General features: G+C 68.3%; 17 protein-coding genes. 7 read left to right on the top strand and 10 right to left on the bottom strand.

All coding sequences use genetic code 11. The features are described from left to right. Positions 1–25: 25 nt before the first annotated feature. Entirely contained in the window at positions 26–640 is a 615-nt protein-coding gene (locus tag IEY95_RS32305) for a dihydrofolate reductase family protein (RefSeq protein WP_189189705.1), read from the bottom strand. 458 nt (positions 641–1098) lie between these two features. Between IEY95_RS32305 and IEY95_RS50820 the strand changes: the two genes are divergently transcribed. Then, positions 1099–1485, top strand: coding sequence for an NADPH-dependent FMN reductase (locus tag IEY95_RS50820; protein ID WP_505994058.1), 387 nt, complete (start codon positions 1099–1101; stop codon positions 1483–1485). A gap of 32 nt (positions 1486–1517) precedes the next feature. Here the strand turns inward: IEY95_RS50820 and IEY95_RS32295 are convergent, their stop codons facing one another. Beyond that, the gene (locus IEY95_RS32295) at positions 1518–2084 is read right to left on the bottom strand and encodes a YceI family protein (protein WP_189189703.1); all 567 of its coding nucleotides are present in this window, start codon (positions 2082–2084) and stop codon (positions 1518–1520) included. Positions 2085–2237: 153 nt separating this feature from the next. Here IEY95_RS32295 and IEY95_RS32290 point away from each other — a divergent pair, with 153 nt between their 5' ends. Next, positions 2238–2639, top strand: coding sequence for a winged helix-turn-helix transcriptional regulator (locus tag IEY95_RS32290; protein WP_189189702.1), 402 nt, complete (start codon positions 2238–2240; stop codon positions 2637–2639). Between the two features lie 414 nt (positions 2640–3053). Here the strand turns inward: IEY95_RS32290 and IEY95_RS32285 are convergent, their stop codons facing one another. Then, on the bottom strand, positions 3054–3662 hold the full coding sequence (locus IEY95_RS32285; RefSeq protein WP_189189701.1) for a TetR/AcrR family transcriptional regulator: 609 nt from the start codon (positions 3660–3662) through the stop codon (positions 3054–3056). Between the two features lie 119 nt (positions 3663–3781). On the opposite strand from IEY95_RS32285, the gene IEY95_RS32280 reads away from it, so the two are divergent. Beyond that, the gene (locus IEY95_RS32280) at positions 3782–4552 is read left to right on the top strand and encodes an SDR family NAD(P)-dependent oxidoreductase (protein WP_189189700.1); all 771 of its coding nucleotides are present in this window, start codon (positions 3782–3784) and stop codon (positions 4550–4552) included. A 242-nt stretch (positions 4553–4794) separates the two neighbouring features. Here IEY95_RS32280 and IEY95_RS32275 read toward each other — a convergent pair whose 3' ends face one another. The 3 genes from IEY95_RS32275 to IEY95_RS32265 form a co-directional block, all read right to left on the bottom strand. After that, the gene (locus IEY95_RS32275) at positions 4795–5553 is read right to left on the bottom strand and encodes a PIG-L family deacetylase (RefSeq protein WP_189189699.1); all 759 of its coding nucleotides are present in this window, start codon (positions 5551–5553) and stop codon (positions 4795–4797) included. A gap of 105 nt (positions 5554–5658) precedes the next feature. Beyond that, positions 5659–6762: a sensor histidine kinase gene (locus IEY95_RS32270; RefSeq protein ID WP_189189698.1), complete on the bottom strand. Its 1104-nt coding sequence runs from the start codon at positions 6760–6762 to the stop codon at positions 5659–5661. Then, the gene (locus IEY95_RS32265) at positions 6759–7412 is read right to left on the bottom strand and encodes a response regulator (protein ID WP_189189697.1); all 654 of its coding nucleotides are present in this window, start codon (positions 7410–7412) and stop codon (positions 6759–6761) included. The genes IEY95_RS32270 and IEY95_RS32265 overlap by 4 nt, the downstream gene beginning before the upstream one ends. Before the next feature lie 176 nt (positions 7413–7588). Here IEY95_RS32265 and IEY95_RS32260 point away from each other — a divergent pair, with 176 nt between their 5' ends. Together IEY95_RS32260 and IEY95_RS32255 are read left to right on the top strand one after the other, a co-directional pair. After that, on the top strand, positions 7589–8818 hold the full coding sequence (locus tag IEY95_RS32260; RefSeq protein WP_189189696.1) for a DUF418 domain-containing protein: 1230 nt from the start codon (positions 7589–7591) through the stop codon (positions 8816–8818). 60 nt (positions 8819–8878) lie between these two features. Continuing rightward, positions 8879–9547, top strand: coding sequence for a histidine phosphatase family protein (locus IEY95_RS32255; protein ID WP_189189695.1), 669 nt, complete (start codon positions 8879–8881; stop codon positions 9545–9547). 141 nt (positions 9548–9688) lie between these two features. On the opposite strand, the gene IEY95_RS32250 is transcribed toward IEY95_RS32255, so the two are convergent. Further along, positions 9689–10432 (bottom strand): SOS response-associated peptidase, encoded by a 744-nt coding sequence (locus IEY95_RS32250; protein WP_189189694.1) that lies wholly within the window; start codon positions 10430–10432, stop codon positions 9689–9691. 257 nt (positions 10433–10689) lie between these two features. Between IEY95_RS32250 and IEY95_RS32245 the strand changes: the two genes are divergently transcribed. Then, positions 10690–12168, top strand: coding sequence for a glutamate-cysteine ligase family protein (locus tag IEY95_RS32245; RefSeq protein WP_189189693.1), 1479 nt, complete (start codon positions 10690–10692; stop codon positions 12166–12168). Positions 12169–12380: 212 nt separating this feature from the next. On the opposite strand, the gene IEY95_RS32240 is transcribed toward IEY95_RS32245, so the two are convergent. Then, positions 12381–12821: a nuclear transport factor 2 family protein gene (locus IEY95_RS32240; RefSeq protein WP_229703507.1), complete on the bottom strand. Its 441-nt coding sequence runs from the start codon at positions 12819–12821 to the stop codon at positions 12381–12383. A gap of 2 nt (positions 12822–12823) precedes the next feature. Continuing rightward, positions 12824–13678, bottom strand: coding sequence for an NmrA family NAD(P)-binding protein (locus tag IEY95_RS32235; RefSeq protein ID WP_189189692.1), 855 nt, complete (start codon positions 13676–13678; stop codon positions 12824–12826). Positions 13679–13790: 112 nt separating this feature from the next. Here IEY95_RS32235 and IEY95_RS32230 point away from each other — a divergent pair, with 112 nt between their 5' ends. Further along, positions 13791–14735 (top strand): AraC family transcriptional regulator, encoded by a 945-nt coding sequence (locus tag IEY95_RS32230; protein WP_189189691.1) that lies wholly within the window; start codon positions 13791–13793, stop codon positions 14733–14735. A gap of 192 nt (positions 14736–14927) precedes the next feature. Here the strand turns inward: IEY95_RS32230 and IEY95_RS32225 are convergent, their stop codons facing one another. Continuing rightward, positions 14928–15911, bottom strand: coding sequence for a TIGR01777 family oxidoreductase (locus tag IEY95_RS32225; protein ID WP_189189690.1), 984 nt, complete (start codon positions 15909–15911; stop codon positions 14928–14930). Positions 15912–16145: the final 234 nt, after the last annotated feature.

Here is a 16145-nt window from a genome sequence, read left to right as displayed (position 1 = left end):
GGGGCCGGGACCTGTCCGTGCCAGGTCACTTCACGAAGCGATATTTCAGATGGGTGGCGAGGGGCGTGTCGACCACCCTGACCGGCTCGACGTTCCGCCGCCCGCCGCCCAGGTTTTCGAAGAGCCGCAGCCCCTCTCCGAGGAGCGCAGGCACCACGTGCAGCTGCAGCTCGTCGATGAGCCCCTCCCTGAGGTACTGCTGCACCGTGCTCGCCCCGCCGGCGATGTCGACGTTGCGCTCCCCGGCGGCGGCCTTCGCCTGGGCGAGGGCGCTGTGGATGCCGTCGGTGACGAAGGTGAAGGTGGTGCCGCCCTCCTTGACCAGGGCCGGCCTGGGGCGGTGGGTGAGCACGAAGACCGGGGCCCGGAACGGCGGGTTGTCACCCCAGAACTCCTCGCCCGTGTCGTACATCATCCGCCCCATGACCACCGCTCCCGTGGCATCGAACCACTCGCGCATCAGCTCGGAGTCGCGGTTGTCCTCCCCGCCGGTCATGCCCTGGCGCTGCCGCCAGCTCGCCAGGTTGTGGATCCACTCGAAGAGCGGCTCGGCGCCGTCGCCTCCCGGGTTGTCCATGGCGACGTTGGTGCCGGCGATGTAGCCGTCGAGGGAGATGGCCATATCCGCGGTGACGGTCACGATGGGTTCCTCCTGAAGTCCTGGGATGTGCCGGGATGTGCTGCCTTCACTCTCACGTCGATCGGGAGCCGGCACATTCGACATGCTTCTGGCCGCGCCTCCGTGAAGGATCGGCTCGACGAGGTGCAGGCTGACGATCCATCCATAGCCATCACGGAAGCACGGTCGGATCCACTTTCAAGGCCCTGTCAGCGATCTCGTGAAGTCCGAGGTCAGGGCCGCATGAGGATCGGAGACCTCGGGAGCATGAAGGACGCGCGGGGGACGGGGAGTTGTCGTCGTCGACCCCGATGGGCCGGCTGCGGTCCGACTCTCCACGAATCGCATCTGCACGGTGTTCCGCGAGGTCGGCCGCAGCGTCTGCACGATCGCGCTCCTGCGGTAGCCGCCGTCACCCGCATCTACGCGCGCGGGTGCGCGAACCCGTTGGAGGACTCGACTGCCCTGCCGGCGTTGTCGTGATCGACCTGCATGACCACCCGTTGCCGCACCTGGACGAGCCGGCGCCGGCGCCGGTGTCACCGGGCCGGTATCAGCACGAGCACACCAGGGCCTGGGCGGACACCATCGCCTCCTTCGATGGGTTCGTGATGGTCACTCCGGAGTACAACCACTCCTTCCCCGGAGTGCTCAAGAACGCCATCGACTCCCTGTACGCGGAGTGGAACAACAAGGCGGTCGGGTTCGTCTCCTACGGCGGCGGGGGCGGCACCCGCGCGGTAGAACAGCTGCGGCTGATCTGTGGGGCACTGCACGAAGCACGGTGCCTGAAGTTCCCCCGCGATCTCGAGCGACAGCCTGATATCCAAGGCTGGCATCAAGGACAGCGGACAACGGCGAGATAGCGCGGCCGCGCCGCCCCTCAACGCCGTGCGGATCACTCCTTGTTACTGAGGTCCGCCTCTACGTCGAGCACGATCTGGACCTTGTCCGCCAAGGCCATCCCGCCGCCCGGGATCGGGCCGTTGTAGCTCACGCCGAAGTCCGTGCGGTTGATCTCGGTCGTCGCCGAGAAGCCCGCCTTCGTGCTGCCGTCCGGGCCCGGACCGAACGCCGGCTGCTCCAGGGTCAGCGTGACCGGGCGCGTCGTGCCGCGGATCGTCAGGTCGCCGTCGACGTAGACCTCGCCGTCCTCCTGCCGTACGCCCGTCGACGTGAACGTGAGCGTCGGGTGCTCCTCCGCGTGGAAGAAGTCCGCCGAGCGGATGTGGTCGTCGCGCATCGAGTTGTCGGTATCGATCGACGTCGCCTCGATCGTCACCGAGACCGCGGAGGCGAATGGGTCGTCCGCCAGCTGGATCTCGCCGCTGAACGACGTGAACCGGCCGCGTACCTTGCTCACCATCATGTGCTTGATCACGAAACCCACGTGGGAGTGGACCGTGTCGATGGTCCAGGTACCGGCCACATAGCCGGGGATCTGCAGTTCAGCCGATGACGTCATGACTGCCCCTCTAGGTCGTGGAGATGGGCTTGAAGGCTCTACAAGTGGTTACTCTGAGTTCGTTGCTAATCTTTCGTAATGACCCTCATGGTCGAGCAGACCGAACCAGTACCGCAAGGCACACGGCAGTGACCCGGTTCCCCGGAGGTAACCATGAGCACAGCCGCCGACCGCGAACTTCCGCTGCCCCCGCCCGCCGGATGCCGCGCGCGCGAAATCCTCGAAATCATCGCGGACAAGTGGTCCCTGTACGTCGTGGCGTCACTGGGTGACGGCCCCCGCCGGTTCAACGAGCTCAAGCGCAGCATCGACGGCATAAGCCAGCGCATGCTCACCGTCACGCTGCGCGGACTGGAGCGGAACGGCATCCTGACCCGCACAGTCCTCAACGTCATGCCACCACACGTCAGTTACGAGCTCACACCGATGGGCAGCACGCTGGTCGCAGCCACGGCGCCCCTGATCGAGTGGAGTACACGGAATCTCTCCGCGATCGATGCGGCGAGGCTGGAGTACGACGCTCGGGGCGCCCGTCGGACGTCTTCACGCCGCTAGGAACCAGAGAGCGCGGCCCAAGCTGGATGGGCAGCGGCCAAAGGCAGCCGGATTTCAGGCGGACAGGTACCCAGCGGTCGTGAGGAACCCGTTCCCCTGCCGTGTCGAGAGCTACGTGGCGGAGTCCTACGCCGAGGCGCTGGCTCCGGTCTTGCGGAGCGAGTTGTGGCGGCGGAGTTACGGCGGCTGGACGTCGACGGCAGCGCCCACACGGCCGATCGACCCGGTGAAGCAGTGGCCGCAGGGGTGCAGGACCGAGCGCGGTCGGCCCGGCTTCGGTCGCGGTGCCGGTCCCGTGCCCGGCGCACACTCTTCCGCACGCGGTCCGCCCCGGACCGCATACGACACATGGGCCCGCCCTTGTCCTCGGCGTTGGCCGGCATTCTCGGCAACGGCAGACGCTGATGCGGCGGCTCAGATCGCAGCGGACGCGGCGTTGCGCAGTGTCATGATCCCCTCGTCGAGCGCGGCGTGGAGGTGGGTGGAACGGCCGGTCGACAACAGGATCGACACCCCGCCCTGGATTCCCGCCAGCAGCGCCGCCGCGGTCCGGTCGACGTCGAGCGAGGCAGGTACATGACCGGCGGTCTGCATGGCCCGGATCCCCGTCGCCAGATGCTCCTGCCACTGGCGCAGCAGCTCGGTCACGATCGCCCGTGCCCCCGGCGTGTTGCGGCCGATCTGAAGGAACAGCGAACCGAGCGGGCAGTGGTCGCCCTGTTCCTCGTAGCGCTGGATGACCGTGTCACGCCACCGGTACCAGGCATCCCATGAGTCCAGGCACCCGAGGTAGGGCTGCTGGTCTTCGAGCACCTGGTCCGCCTCGAACTGCGCGACTGCGAGCAGTAGTTCGTCCTTGCCGCCGGGGAAGTAGTGGAACAGCTGGCTCTTGCTCGTGCTGGTACGGGCCAGGACATCGTCCAGCGTCATCATCGCGACGCCTCTCTCCCGCAGCACCGCGGCAGCCCCCTGGATGATCCGGCCCCGCGTCGCTTGCCCCTTGGCGGTGAACGATCCGCGCATCCCACCGCTCCCTACGTTGGACTGGCCAGTCCAGCGTAACCAGATTGGACTTGCAGGTCCATTTTTTGCGATCCACCATCGGCCCCTGAAGTCCTACGGAACTGGGAGCACATCGCATCATGAGCAACCGCCTGCACCACAAGAGCGCCCTGGTAACCGGCGCCACCAGCAACATCGGCCGAGCGATCGCTCTGGCCTTCGCCGCCGAAGGAGCCCATGTCGCGGTGTCCGGCCGCAGTCGGGAGCGCGGCGAGGAAGTCGTCGCCGCGATCCGCGCCGTGGGCGGCAAGGCTGACTTCCTGCCCTCGGATCTCGACGGCAGCGCGCCCGCCTCCCGCGCCCTCGCCGACGAAGCCGCCCGCGCCCTGGGCGGCCGCATCGACATCCTGATCAACAACGCCGGCATCTACCCGAGCCCCTCCACGCCCGACACCGACGAGGAGACGTTCGACCGGATCTACGCGGTCAACGTCAAAGCGCCGTTCTTCCTGACCGCCGCGGTGATCCCAGCGATGATCGAGCACGGCGGCGGCACCGTGATCAACCTCGGCTCGTGGATCGCCCGGCTCGGTATCCCGATCGGCGCCGTCTACGGTTCCTCCAAGGGCGCGATGGAATCCCTCACCCGTGCCTGGGCAGCCGAATTCGGCCCCCAAGGCATTCGTGTCAACGCCATCTCCCCCGGTGTGGTCCGTACGCCGAACCCGGCCGAGACCGGGGTCCACCCCGGCGACATCATGATGAAGGGCACCCCGGCGGGCAGCTTCGGGCTTCCGGACGCGATCGCCCAAGCAGCGGTCTACCTCGCCTCCGACGAGGCGAGCTTCGTGCACGGCACCGTCCTCGACGTGGACGGCGGGCGCACCGGCGTCGCCGTCATCGCCCCATAGCGCCGTACTCGAAGAACCTGCACATGCCGGCCGCCGAACCTGGGGCAGCGCGCGTACGGGGACTCCGTAGTCCTCCTCCCCCACTGCGCTGCCCACGACTTCGTCCACTCAGCGTCACGCTCCACGCAACGAGTGCCAGAGGCCGAGAACGGGAGTCGCTTGTCGACGACTTCAGGAGTCACCTCACGCCTCGGCCTCATGATCGATGCCAATGAGTCCGGGAGTCACTGCGGCCGTCATGCTCAGGCTGTCAGTTCGGTTTGGGCTGTCACGGGCGAGACAGTGTCGTGGCGGATGTACCACTCGGTGGAGAGAATCCGCTCCCGGGCGTCCGCCGGGAAGCCGGCGAGCAGGCCCGGCGCGGCCCCGCGGTCCACCTCGGTGCGATGGGCCAGCACGGCCGCCCACTTCTGTTCCAGCCAGGGGCTGACGTCGACCGTCGCGGTGATCCGCTCATCGGGAACGCTGTTCATGGCCTTGCCCGCACGGGCCAGGTCACTCAGCGCGCCCACAGCTGAGTGCGGGTGTGTGGCCAGGTAGAGGGCGCTCGGCTGCCAGGGGTCACCGGCATCTGGAAAGAGTCGCTCGAGCCCGGCCGCTTGGACGGCGAGCGTGGTCACCCGGTGGGTGTGCACATGGTCCGGATGGCCGGTCACCCCGCCGTAGGCGTCATGGGTGACCACGATCTCCGGGCGAAACTGGCGCAGGTGCGCGACCACCCGGCCCACCGTCTCGTCGAGCGGCGCATCGCAGAACCGCAGTCGTCCCGGAGCCGACTGTGGTGCGCGAGCGTCGGCATAGCCGAGCATGCGCGGCTCGTCCGTGCCGAGGAGCCGAAGTGCTTCGGTCAGTTCCGCACCGCGCTGCGTGTCCGCGGCCCAGGTTGACGTAACAACCGCGGTTCGAGCGCCTGCGGCCGCATGCCGGGCGAGCACCCCGCCCGACCACAGGGACTCGTCGTCCGGGTGAGCGAAAACTGCGAGCAGACTCGGCACCGGCATCGACAGATCACCTTCCAGCGTGCAGAGAGCCTGATCGTATGCCTTGCGGATGTGCACGCGGAGGCACCCGACCGGCCAAGGTGACCACGCAGTCTGGTGTCCTCGTCAGGGTGTGCATTCTGCCGGGAGCTCCAGGCGGAGTTCGTAGCCGCCGTCGGCCGTGGGGCCCGAGGTCACAGTGCCGCCGAGGAGCGCGGCGCGCTGATGCAAGCCGATCAGGCCGTAGTGCGCGCTGGGCAGGGGGAGAGCGGGCCGGGTCGGCGCCGTATTGGTGACCGTGACACGCACGGCGCCGTCCTCGTGGCACATACGAACCGCCGCGCCGGCGCCGGGGGCGTGCTTGCGTACGTTGGTCAGAGCTTCCTGGACGGTGCGGTAGATGGCGCGCTGGACGGTCGGTGGAAGGCCGTCGGGCAGGTCCGTCTGCAGCTCGGCTTCGATACCGCTGCCCTCGACCAGTTGCCGGAGATCGGCCAAGGACGGCTGCGGGGTCAGCTCCGTGGGGCGGCCCCCGGAGGCGCGCAGGACACTGACCATGTGCCGCAGTTCGTCCAGGGTCTGGACGCTCAGCCGCCGGATCGTGGCTGCGGCTTCCTTGGCCTCGGCGTCCCGAGTGCCGACCTGGAGCGCCCCGGCCCGCACCGCAATCAGGCTGACCTGGTGCGCGACCACGTCATGCATCTCCCGGGCAAGCTGCGCGCGTTCCCTCGCCAGTACGGTCTGGTCGGTCAGCAACCGTTGGTGGTCACGCGCCTCGGAGATCTCGGCGATCCGCAACGAGAGATCGTGCCGGGTCTGGACCAGCTGGCCGAGGAAGACGGCCGCGCCCGCCGTCGCCGCGGTGTAGCCCAGAGTGATCAAGGTCGAGGTGTTCGACGGGTCGAAGTTCGGGGACGGCCACGAGGTGATGTCACTGACGGTGAACGCCAGGACGCACACGGCCAGCAGAACGCGGCGGCGGCTGAGTGAGCCGAGTGTGTACAACGCGGACAGCGCGGCGAAGACCGCGTCGGAGAGCAGGACCGCCGGCAACGTGAGCAGGAAAGTGAAGAACGGCATCCGGCGGCGCAGCAGAAGAGCGAAGGCGGCGGCCAGAGCACACGCCATGCGCAGCGGCTCGCCGGCAACGAAATGCGCCCAGACATCGAGCAGGGAAACTGCGACGAGAGCGGCGTCCAGCAGCGAGACGGGCAGGCGGCGGGGAGTCATCCTCGCTCCTTCCTCAGGAGGCCGGCCCGTTCGGCGAGCAGGGCGGCCTGGACCCGGCCACCCACTTCCAGTTTGGTGAGGATCGCGCTCACATGGTCCTTGACCGTGCCGGTACTCAGGTGCATGCGTGCGGCGATATCGGCGTTGGACAGCCCCTCGGCGATGAGAACGAGTACAGCGCGTTCGCGGTCGGTCAGTCGGCCGAGGCAGCGGGCGGCAGGCTTCGGGGAACCGGCCTCCAGATAGCCGTCCACGATCGCCCGGGTGACCTTGGACGACAGTACGGTGCCGCCGTCGGCCAGGGTCCGCACCAGGAACGGCAGTTCCTCGGGGTCGGTGTCCTTGAGCAGGAAGCCGGCGGCACCCGAGCGAAGAGCCGTTTCCACGTATTCGTCCATGTCGAACGTCGTGAGCATGGCCACGACCGGAGGGTGCGGCAGACGGCGCAGCCCGGCGAGGACAGTGAGTCCGTCCACGTCCGGCATCCGGATGTCGAGGAGTACGACGTCGGGACGTAGCTCTTGCGCCGTACGGACCGCCTCGCCGCCCGGGACCGCCGCCACGACCTCGATGCCGTCCGCCGCGTCGAGGATGTGCTGGAAGCCCATCCGGATCAGGGCTTCGTCGTCGACCACCAGTACCCGGATCACCTGTGCTCCACTCGCTGCCGGACCACTGTCCGATTCGTACCACGCCGCAGGGCGCCCTGCCTGGTGCCCGACGCCGGATCCGGTCAGGTGGCAGGGCCGCGCCAGCCACTCGGCGGGGCAGTTCCGGACACCTGCCGGATGGTTCACACGGTCGAGTTCACGCGACCGTGGACGGTATGCCGCATGGCGTATCCGCGTCCGTTCCGTCCGCGGAGGTACTCACGGAGGACCATCCGTTCCGTAGATCGCCCACGGGACGGCTGATCGGCCTGGACCTCGCTCGCGGTCTGGCGATCTTGGGCATGTTCGCGGCCCACGTCGGGCCTGAACCGTCGGTGGGCGGCCCGCTGGGGTGGGTCATGGAGGTGGCCCGTGGCCGGTCCTCAGCACTGTTTGCTCTTCTCGCCGGGTTCACGCTGATCCTGCTCATGGGGCGGCCACAGCCGCGGACCGGGCGTTCGGGGCGGCAGGCCATGGGCAGGGTGCTGATCCGGGCCGCCCTGCTGATTGCCGCGGGATACGCCCTGACCGCCCTGGACACCTCGATCGACGTGATCCTTTCCTTCTACGGTCTGCTCTTCGTCCTCGCTCTTCCGCTCTACCGGCTGCGGGCGGCCACCCTGGCCGTCATCGCCGCGTCGACCGCGCTCGTGATGCCCCAGGTCCTGTATCTGCTGCGGGCCTCCGTCGAGGGCGGCTCCTGGGCCGATACGGTCATCGTCCACGATCCGCTGGCCCGTATCACGGACTCGGACGGCATCCTGGGGCTCTTCGTCACCGGCGATTATCCGGTCTTGACGTGGCTCCCGTTCATCCTCGCCGGCATGGCGGTGGCCAAGTTCGACCTCACCCGGTCCCGCGCACTTGCCGGAATGGCCCTGTCCGGCGCCGCGCTGGCCGTGCTCGGTTACGGCGGCTCCTGGCTTGCTCTGCATCTGATTCCCGGTGCGCAAGCTGCTGTGAGCGCTGCCACCGACGGCGGGCCGGCCGCATCGGCCTGGTGGTCCGACGCCGTGGGCGAGGAGCCCACCGCAGGCGTTCCCGCCTGGCTGCTGGTGGCCGCGCCGCACAGCCAGACGACGTGGTCCATCCTGGGCAACACAGGCGTCGCCCTGGGCGTCCTGGCCGCCTGCATCATGGCCACCAATCGCTCAGCGAGCCTGCGGTGGCTGGCCACGCCCGTGATAGCGGTGGGCTCTGTCTCTCTGACTGTCTATGTCGGCCACATCATCGCCATCAAGGCCCTGGGCACGGACGACATGCCGGACTCCGCTGCCCTGCCGATCCTTCTCGGCTTCTCCGCGGTCGCCATGCTGCTGGCCCTGGGCTGGACACGACTCTTCCGGCGAGGACCCCTGGAGTACATGTTCTACGCCGCCACTACACCCGTACACCTCATCCACTAGCCGGCGACGCGGTCTCACACCGCCCAACGCCACGCCGGGGCATTGAAGGAGGTCAGTCGTATGACGGTCTGCCTGACATTCGTGTGTGCGATCACCGGGGACTCCACCAGGACCTTCGGTGGCGGTTCCCCGTACCCGGCTCTGCGTGCGGCAGCCGCCGCCACACCAGCGTTTTCTCCGTATTCACTGGCCGTCCGAGGGCCATCGGCACTCTGCGCGCAGACCGCTGACTCCCTCGGCCTGGAGACGACGCCGGAGCCCGCGCTGTCCGACTTCGACTACGGCGAGTGGGACAGCCGCACCGTCGCCGATGTGGTGGCCGAGAACCCGCACAGGTTCTCTCTGTGGCTCACAGATCCGGATGCCGCGCCACACGGCGGCGAATCCGTACGGCAGATCTGTCGGCGAATCGGGGAGTGGATGAACAGCGTGCCGTCCGATACAGGCCGCGTACTGGCCGTCACCGAGTCGTCCGTCATCAGGGCTGCACTCGTCAATGCACTGTCAGTTCCAGCGAGGGCTTTCTGGCACTTCGATGTGCCGCCATTGTCCGCGCTCTCGCTCACGAGGCGCGAGGGGCAATGGCATATCCGGCTCGGCCACGTCAGCCCTGGGCGTTCTGGCGGCTGGATCATGCGCTCGAACTCGGAGAGGTCCTCAGGCCCGCGAGCTCCTCAGAGTGTTCCGACGGCACACAGCCGTACGTATGCGGTGACGCACGTGCCGTAGCAGCTGATGCCCTGAGCTGGGCCCACGGATCAGCCCTGCCTCCGAGGCTTCATGCCGACGAGATCGTAACGCCGCGGGGTGATCGTCATCCCGCACCCGTACCGCGCGGCCTCGTCCCTCGTCGTGCCGGCCGGGTGGCGGTTACGGGACGGTCTCTTCCAGGAGCTGCGGACCGTTGTTGCGGACATTGTTGACTGCTGTGGAAACCGGCCAGGCGTCGAGGTGGCCGCCCGCAGGCTCGGTCAGCAGCGCGCGCAGATCCTCGATGTCCTGGTGATGCGGGTCGAGCCAGGCGTCGTAGTGCTCCGGGGTGAGGGCGAGCGGCATGCGCGGGTGGACGCGTCCGGCTGCGTCGGTGGCCTCGGTGGTGATGATGGTGCAGGTCATCAGCCAAGCCGCAGAGTCGTCGTCTTGCTTGACCGCCGGGTCGCGCCAGTATTCGTACAGCCCGGCGAGCGCCATCACCTCCCCGCCCTCGGGACGGATGAAGTAGGGCTGCTTGCGGGTCTTGCCCGATTCCTCGGCCTTGATCTGCTGCCACTCGTAGAAGCCGTCGGCCGGCAGAAGACAGCGACGTTTGACGAACGCCCGGCGGAAGGCGGGCTTCTCGTCCACGCTCTCCACCCGCGCGTTGATCATCCGCGAGCCGATTTTCACGTCCTTGGCCCACGAGGGCACCAAGCCCCAGCGCAGCGGCCGCAGTTCCCGTCTCACCGCCGCGGCTTCCCGCTTGTCGCGCGGGGTGCGCTCGAGGACGGCCCACACCTCGTCGGTCGGAGCGACGTTCCAGTTCGGCGCCAGCGCCTCCTCTGCACGCCAGACACTGACCTGAAAGAGCCGGACGAGGTCCTCTGGGCTGCGGGTGGATACGTATCGACCGCACATACAGCCACTCTCCCACCACCCCCGCTGCCTGCCACCGTGCTCGATGTCGAGTGGAGGCAGTTGGCCGCGGTGGAGCCGACGCGGAGGGGCGTCCCCGCCCAGGGCGCGGAAGTGCGGGGGCCGACCCCACCCTGCCGGGCGAACCGCACGAGCATGGTGCCGGCCCCGGAGGCGATCCCCATCCCGCCTGGTGAGGGTCGCCCGGTGGTGCGAGGCTGGGATGGAGAGGTGTCCGAGGAGGGCACCGTGGAGGACCGATGGGACGGGATGTCCCGGCGACGGTCTTCACGCGCGAGGACCGCCGCCGGTACCGGATCAAGATGCACGAGTGCCTCGACGCGTTCGCGCTGATGCTGCGCGAGTCACGGTTCGAGTACGAGCGGCCCCAGGTGGGGCTGGAGATCGAACTGAACCTGGTCGACGACGACGCAGAGCCGGTGATGCGCAATAGCGATGTGCTTGAAGCGATCACAGACCCCGCCTGGTCCACCGAGCTGGGCCGGTTCAACCTCGAGATCAACATTCCGCCCCGCCGTCTGACGGCGGGCGGCCCCGACGCCTGGGAGTCCGAGATCCGCGCCGCGCTGAATCACGGGGAGCAACGCGCCCAGTCGGTCGGCGCACATCTGATCATGATCGGCATTCTTCCCACGCTGCGGCACACGGACGCCGGCGAGGCTGCGCTGTCGGAGAATCCGCGCTACCGACTGCTCAACGACCAGGTCTTCGCGGCTCGCGGCGAGGACCTGCGCATCGAGGTGGACGGCGTCGACCGGCTGCGGACCTACGCGGACACGATCACCCCGGAGGCTGCGTGCACCAGCACTCAGTTCCATCTCCAGGTGTCTCCGGAGGAGTTCGCCGACTACTGGAACGCGGCTCAGGCCATCGCCGGGGTCCAGGTGGGGCTCGCAGCCAATTCGCCCTTCCTGTTCGGCAAGGAACTGTGGCACGAAACCCGTATCCCGCTGTTCGAGCAGGCCACCGACACCCGGCCGCAGGAAATCAAGGTGCAGGGGGTGCGGCCTCGGGTGTGGTTCGGAGAGCGATGGATCAACAGTGTCTTCGACCTCTTCGAGGAGAACCTGCGCTATTTCCCGGCCCTGTTGCCCCTGTGCGACGAGCAGAACCCTGCGGAGACACTGGACCGCGGCGACATCCCCGAACTGGCCGAACTCACCCTGCACAACGGCACCATCTACCGCTGGAACCGCCCGGTCTACGCCGTCGCCCACGACAAACCGCACCTGAGGGTGGAGAACCGTGTGCTGCCCGCCGGCCCGACCGTCGCTGACACCCTCGCCAACGGCGCCTTCTACTACGGGCTCACCCGCGCCCTGGTGGAGGAGGACCGGCCGGTCTGGTCACGGATGTCCTTCTCGGCCGCGGAGGACAACTTGCACACGGCGGCCCGGCACGGCATCGAAGCACGGCTGTACTGGCCCGGGATGGGTGAGGTACCGGTACCCGAACTCGTCCTGCGGCGTCTTCTGCCGCTGGCGCACCTGGGGTTGGAGCACTCCGGCATGGACGAAGCCTGGCGGGAACCGCTGCTCGGCATCATCGAGCAGCGGTGCGTCGCCGGCCGCAATGGGGCCGTCTGGCAGAAGGAGATGTTCCACCGCATCGACACCTCCACCCATTCCGACCGCCACGAGTCGCTGCGACGGATGACGCAGCTGTACATCGACTACATGCACCTCAACGCCTCGGTCCACACATGGCCGGTCGACTGAAGCAGGTCACCCGAGGGAGTTCACACGGCATCCGGCAACCGCTCTCGCGGTAAGTCGGGTACTGCAGCCAGAAGAAGAGATCCCTCGTCCGCGGATGTAGCGGCCTTAAGACTTCAAGACGGCCATGGCCTTCGGCGCCGGCCTCCCGCCGGTTCGGATGCCGTACAGGGCGAGGGGCATCTGGAGTACGTTGCAGGCTATGGCTCGCCCTGTCAGCGAGGCTCTGCGGGCCATCCGAGGGCTCGGAAAACGGCGAGGGGGTCGAGGTAGTCGCGCCAGTGCGTCACCTGGCGGTTCTTGATGGTGATCACGGAGACGAAGTGGTTGTCGTAGGCGTGCCCGGTGTGGACGGCGAGCCCGTGCACGGCGTACTCCAGTACGACTACAGATTTATCGGTGTCGTGATGGACTACCGGCTCGTCCGCGCCGGCCAGGACCATCGCGTCGCCGTAGCCGCGGTACAGGTCGGCGACCGCGCGCCGTCCCTCAACTCGGCGCGGGTAGCCGGGAACGGAGACCACGTACTCGACCACGACGTCCTCGGCCAGGAGGTCGAAGAAGTGCTCCCCGTCGACAAGGCCCGCGAGGCCTTCCTGGATGATCCGGAAAAACGGGTCCAGGGCCGCGAAATCCTCAAGATTCTCGATGGACATGGTCAGACGGCCGCCGTTGCCGTCCAGGCGTGGGCGTTGCGCTGCGCGAACTCGTGGAAGGTGGTCGCCTTCTGGCCGGTGACCTTCTCGATGTCGTCGTTGGGTGTGGAGCCGTGGCCGGTGATGATGGTGCCGGTCAGCCAGCGGAGCATCACCGCGTAGCCGGCGGGCACGATTCCGGCGGCGACGGCGCCACCGATCCAGGCCTCGGGGTCGAGGTCCTGATGCGTGACGGACTGTCCGGTCACGGCGGTGATGATGTCGGCGACTTCACCGACCGTGAGGGCCTGCGGGCCGGTGGGCGCGTACAGGGCCCCGGCATGGACCTCGGGGGCGAGCAGCGTCTCGGCGGCGACGGCGGCGATGTCGGCCGCGTCGACGAAGGCTTCCGTGCCACTGCCGGTGGGGACCGTGATCGCCCCGTTGATGACGGGCAGGTGGGCGTCGGTGAAGTTCTGCATCACCCAGGCGGGGCGCACGACGGAGTGGGTGATGGTCGATCGGGCGGCGAGGTCGGCTTCGACGGCCTTGATGTCGATCTGCGCCGGGGCGTCGTCGGCGCCGAAGGTGCTCAGGTAGGTGACGTGGCGTACGCCGGCGGCTTCGGCGAGGTCGAGGAAGGCCGCGACCTGGTCGGCGTACGAGACCCGCATGACGGGCGTGACGAGGTAGAGGCTGTCGACGCCGCGCAGGGCGTCGGCGTGGGTGGCCAAGTCGTCCCAGTCGAGCAGTACGTCGGCGCCGTGACGGGCCGCGGTGCGGATGTTCCGCCCCCGCTCGGCGAGGCGCTTCGCCAGGAGCGAGCCGGTGCGGCCGGTGCCGCCGAGAACGAGCGTGGTCTGCAGTGATTCAGTCATGGATCCATCATGAGAGCGCTGGGAGGAGCGGATCAATGTGCGAATCGCTCATTCTTTTACGTCAAACGCTCTGATCATTGCCCATGGCGATCGCTCTGCTGATACTGGTCGTATGGACCTACTGCGTGATCACCTTGCGCGGGCACGCGCCGGCGGTGCAGTGTTCGCCCGGACGGTCGCCGAGCCCCCGTGGGGGCTGCGGCTGGCCGGCACGATCCAGCTGTCCGTGCACACGGTCGTCCGCGGCCGGGGATGGCTGTGGCTCGACGCCGACGCCCCGGGGCGCGCGGTGGAACTCGTGCCCGGGGAGGTGACCCTCGTACGCGGCGGCTCGGACCACTACATCGGCCACGAGCCCGGCACCGATTGCCTCGAACCGGAGGAGTTTCGAGCCCGGCACGCCACCGACGGGGAGTCGGACACCCCCGGGGCGACGGTGTTCCTCTGCGGTGCCTACCGGTTCTCCGGCGACATCGGCAACGGGCTGCTCGAAGCGCTTCCCCAGGTCCTGACCCTGCAAGCCGCCGTCGGCGATCCGCTGAGGGACGTGATCGCCCTGCTCTCCCACGAGCTCGCCAACCCCGAACCGGGCCAGGCCACCGTGCTCGACCGACTCCTCGACATCCTCCTGGTACTCGCCATCCGCAGCGACTTCCGCCGCAGCCCGAACGCACCGCGCTGGTACCGGGCCTCTGCCGACCCCCGTCTGAGCGCTGCGCTCCAGGCCATGCACGAGGACGCCGGCCACTCCTGGTCCGTCCCCGAACTCGCCGCGGTCAGCGGCCTGTCCCGAGCCGCCTTCGCACGCACCTTCCACGAGGCACTCGGCCAGACCCCCATGCAGTACCTGACCGACTGGCGCATGGCCCTCGCACGCGACCACCTGCGCACCGGCGAACTCGGCATGGCGAGCATCGCCCGCAGCGTCGGCTACAGCTCGCCCTACGCCTTCGCAGCCGCATTCCGCCGCCACCACGGCGAACCACCCGGCGCCTGGCGACAACGAGAGTCGGCGCGCGACAGGGAACTCCAGCCAAGCGGCCCCCACATCCACTGACACCCGCCGGCTCCTCCTCGCGACAGCCTGAGGAGGCCTCTGCCCGGTCAGCCTGCCGAGTGCAGTTCGGTCCACGGGCGCTGTCCGAACTCCTGAACTGTTCGACCCGTTCATCGGCCTTGCTGACTCCCAAACCAGCGAACAACCGTTGCCGGTTCTCGGCTCTGGTCCAATTCATGTTCATGTGGTCGTCTACACAGCGTGGCTCGATTCACGGACCCGCCCCGATGCCGCACGAACCAGCCTGGTCCGCTGTACGAGGGACGTAGCGGACCTCTCCCACTCCGGATACGCGAAAGTGAACCCGGCGGCACGCAGCCGACCCGGCACCACCCGACGGCTCTTGAGCAGCAGCTCTGTGTCCGATCGCAGCGCGAACGCCCCCAACTCGGCCATCCAGCGCGTCGCCGGCAGCCCCACCGGGACGCCCCAGGCCGTGCGCAGCGCCCGCATGAAGTCGCGGTGCGGAAGGGGGCCGGGCGAGGCGAGGTTCACCGGCCCCTCGAGGTCGTCCCGGGCGATCAGGAACTCCACCGCTCGCACGAAGTCCGCGTCATGGATCCAGGAGACGTACTGTGCGCCGCCGGCCACCGGACCGCCCAGCCCGAGTCGCGCCAGCCGCGACAGTACGTCGAACACACCGCCCCGATCCGGACTCATGACCATCGCCGAGCGCAGCGCCACCTTACGGGTCGCGGGAGTCGGCGCCTGGGCCTGTGCCCGTTCCCAGTTCTCCGCGATCTCGACGCTGTACGCCCAGTAGTCCGGCACCCCGGCCTCCGAGCCTCCGATCACCCCGGTCGCCTCGTCGTGTGCCGCGTCGAAGCGGTGGGCGTAGACCGTCGCCGTACTCATCTGCAGCCAGACGCGCGGTGGCCGCGCGGCGGCGGCGATCGCCTCGCCGACCACCCGCGCCGAATCCACCCGGGAGTCCATCATGGCTTGCAGGTTCTCGGCGGTGTAACGGCAGGAGACGCTGCGCCCGGCCAGGTTGATCACGACATCGCAGCCGTCGATCGCCGCCGCCCAGCTGCCGAGCGTGGCCCCGTCCCATCCGATGTTGTGCGCCCGCACGGGACGCCTGGTCACTACCGTGACCTCGTGGCCGGCCGCCGTCAGCGCACGGTCGAGAATCGTGCCCACCTGTCCGGTTCCCCCGGGCAGCACTACCTTCATCGAACCCCCTCGGCTTCGCTCGGCATCAGCGTAGCCCTTCTTTTTGAACGCGTTCAATCCGAGAGTCCGGTGCACGTCAGGGCGAGGCGGCCGACGCAGGCGGGCGGATTGGCGTTCACTTCCTATAGGCCCGCGACGCTCGGTCACGCCAACAGGACACGTTTGCGGAGGAGTTCGAAACCTGCGCGGCCGAACATCTGGCGCTTGAGCATCTTGATGGGTTGACATGGCCTT

The sequence above is a fragment of the Streptomyces albiflavescens genome (assembly GCF_014645835.1).
In the GTDB taxonomy this organism is placed as follows: Bacteria; Actinomycetota; Actinomycetes; order Streptomycetales; family Streptomycetaceae; genus Streptomyces; species Streptomyces albiflavescens.
The sequence above is the reverse complement of the archived record's forward strand: the minus strand, read 5'-3'. Positions and strand labels throughout refer to the sequence as shown.

Coding starts and splice junctions, on each gene's coding strand:
- IEY95_RS32225 (WP_189189690.1), bottom strand. CDS start 15,911: ATGAAGGTAGTGCTGCCCGGGGGAACCGGACAGGTGGGCACGATTCTC.
- IEY95_RS32285 (WP_189189701.1), bottom strand. CDS start 3,662: ATGCGCGGATCGTTCACCGCCAAGGGGCAAGCGACGCGGGGCCGGATC.
- IEY95_RS32235 (WP_189189692.1), bottom strand. CDS start 13,678: ATGACTGAATCACTGCAGACCACGCTCGTTCTCGGCGGCACCGGCCGC.
- IEY95_RS32230 (WP_189189691.1), top strand. CDS start 13,791: ATGGACCTACTGCGTGATCACCTTGCGCGGGCACGCGCCGGCGGTGCA.
- IEY95_RS32275 (WP_189189699.1), bottom strand. CDS start 5,553: ATGCCGGTGCCGAGTCTGCTCGCAGTTTTCGCTCACCCGGACGACGAG.
- IEY95_RS32255 (WP_189189695.1), top strand. CDS start 8,879: ATGACGGTCTGCCTGACATTCGTGTGTGCGATCACCGGGGACTCCACC.
- IEY95_RS32295 (WP_189189703.1), bottom strand. CDS start 2,084: ATGACGTCATCGGCTGAACTGCAGATCCCCGGCTATGTGGCCGGTACC.
- IEY95_RS32260 (WP_189189696.1), top strand. CDS start 7,589: ATGCCGCATGGCGTATCCGCGTCCGTTCCGTCCGCGGAGGTACTCACG.
- IEY95_RS32290 (WP_189189702.1), top strand. CDS start 2,238: ATGAGCACAGCCGCCGACCGCGAACTTCCGCTGCCCCCGCCCGCCGGA.
- IEY95_RS32270 (WP_189189698.1), bottom strand. CDS start 6,762: ATGACTCCCCGCCGCCTGCCCGTCTCGCTGCTGGACGCCGCTCTCGTC.
- IEY95_RS32245 (WP_189189693.1), top strand. CDS start 10,690: ATGGGACGGGATGTCCCGGCGACGGTCTTCACGCGCGAGGACCGCCGC.
- IEY95_RS32250 (WP_189189694.1), bottom strand. CDS start 10,432: ATGTGCGGTCGATACGTATCCACCCGCAGCCCAGAGGACCTCGTCCGG.
- IEY95_RS32280 (WP_189189700.1), top strand. CDS start 3,782: ATGAGCAACCGCCTGCACCACAAGAGCGCCCTGGTAACCGGCGCCACC.
- IEY95_RS32240 (WP_229703507.1), bottom strand. CDS start 12,821: ATGTCCATCGAGAATCTTGAGGATTTCGCGGCCCTGGACCCGTTTTTC.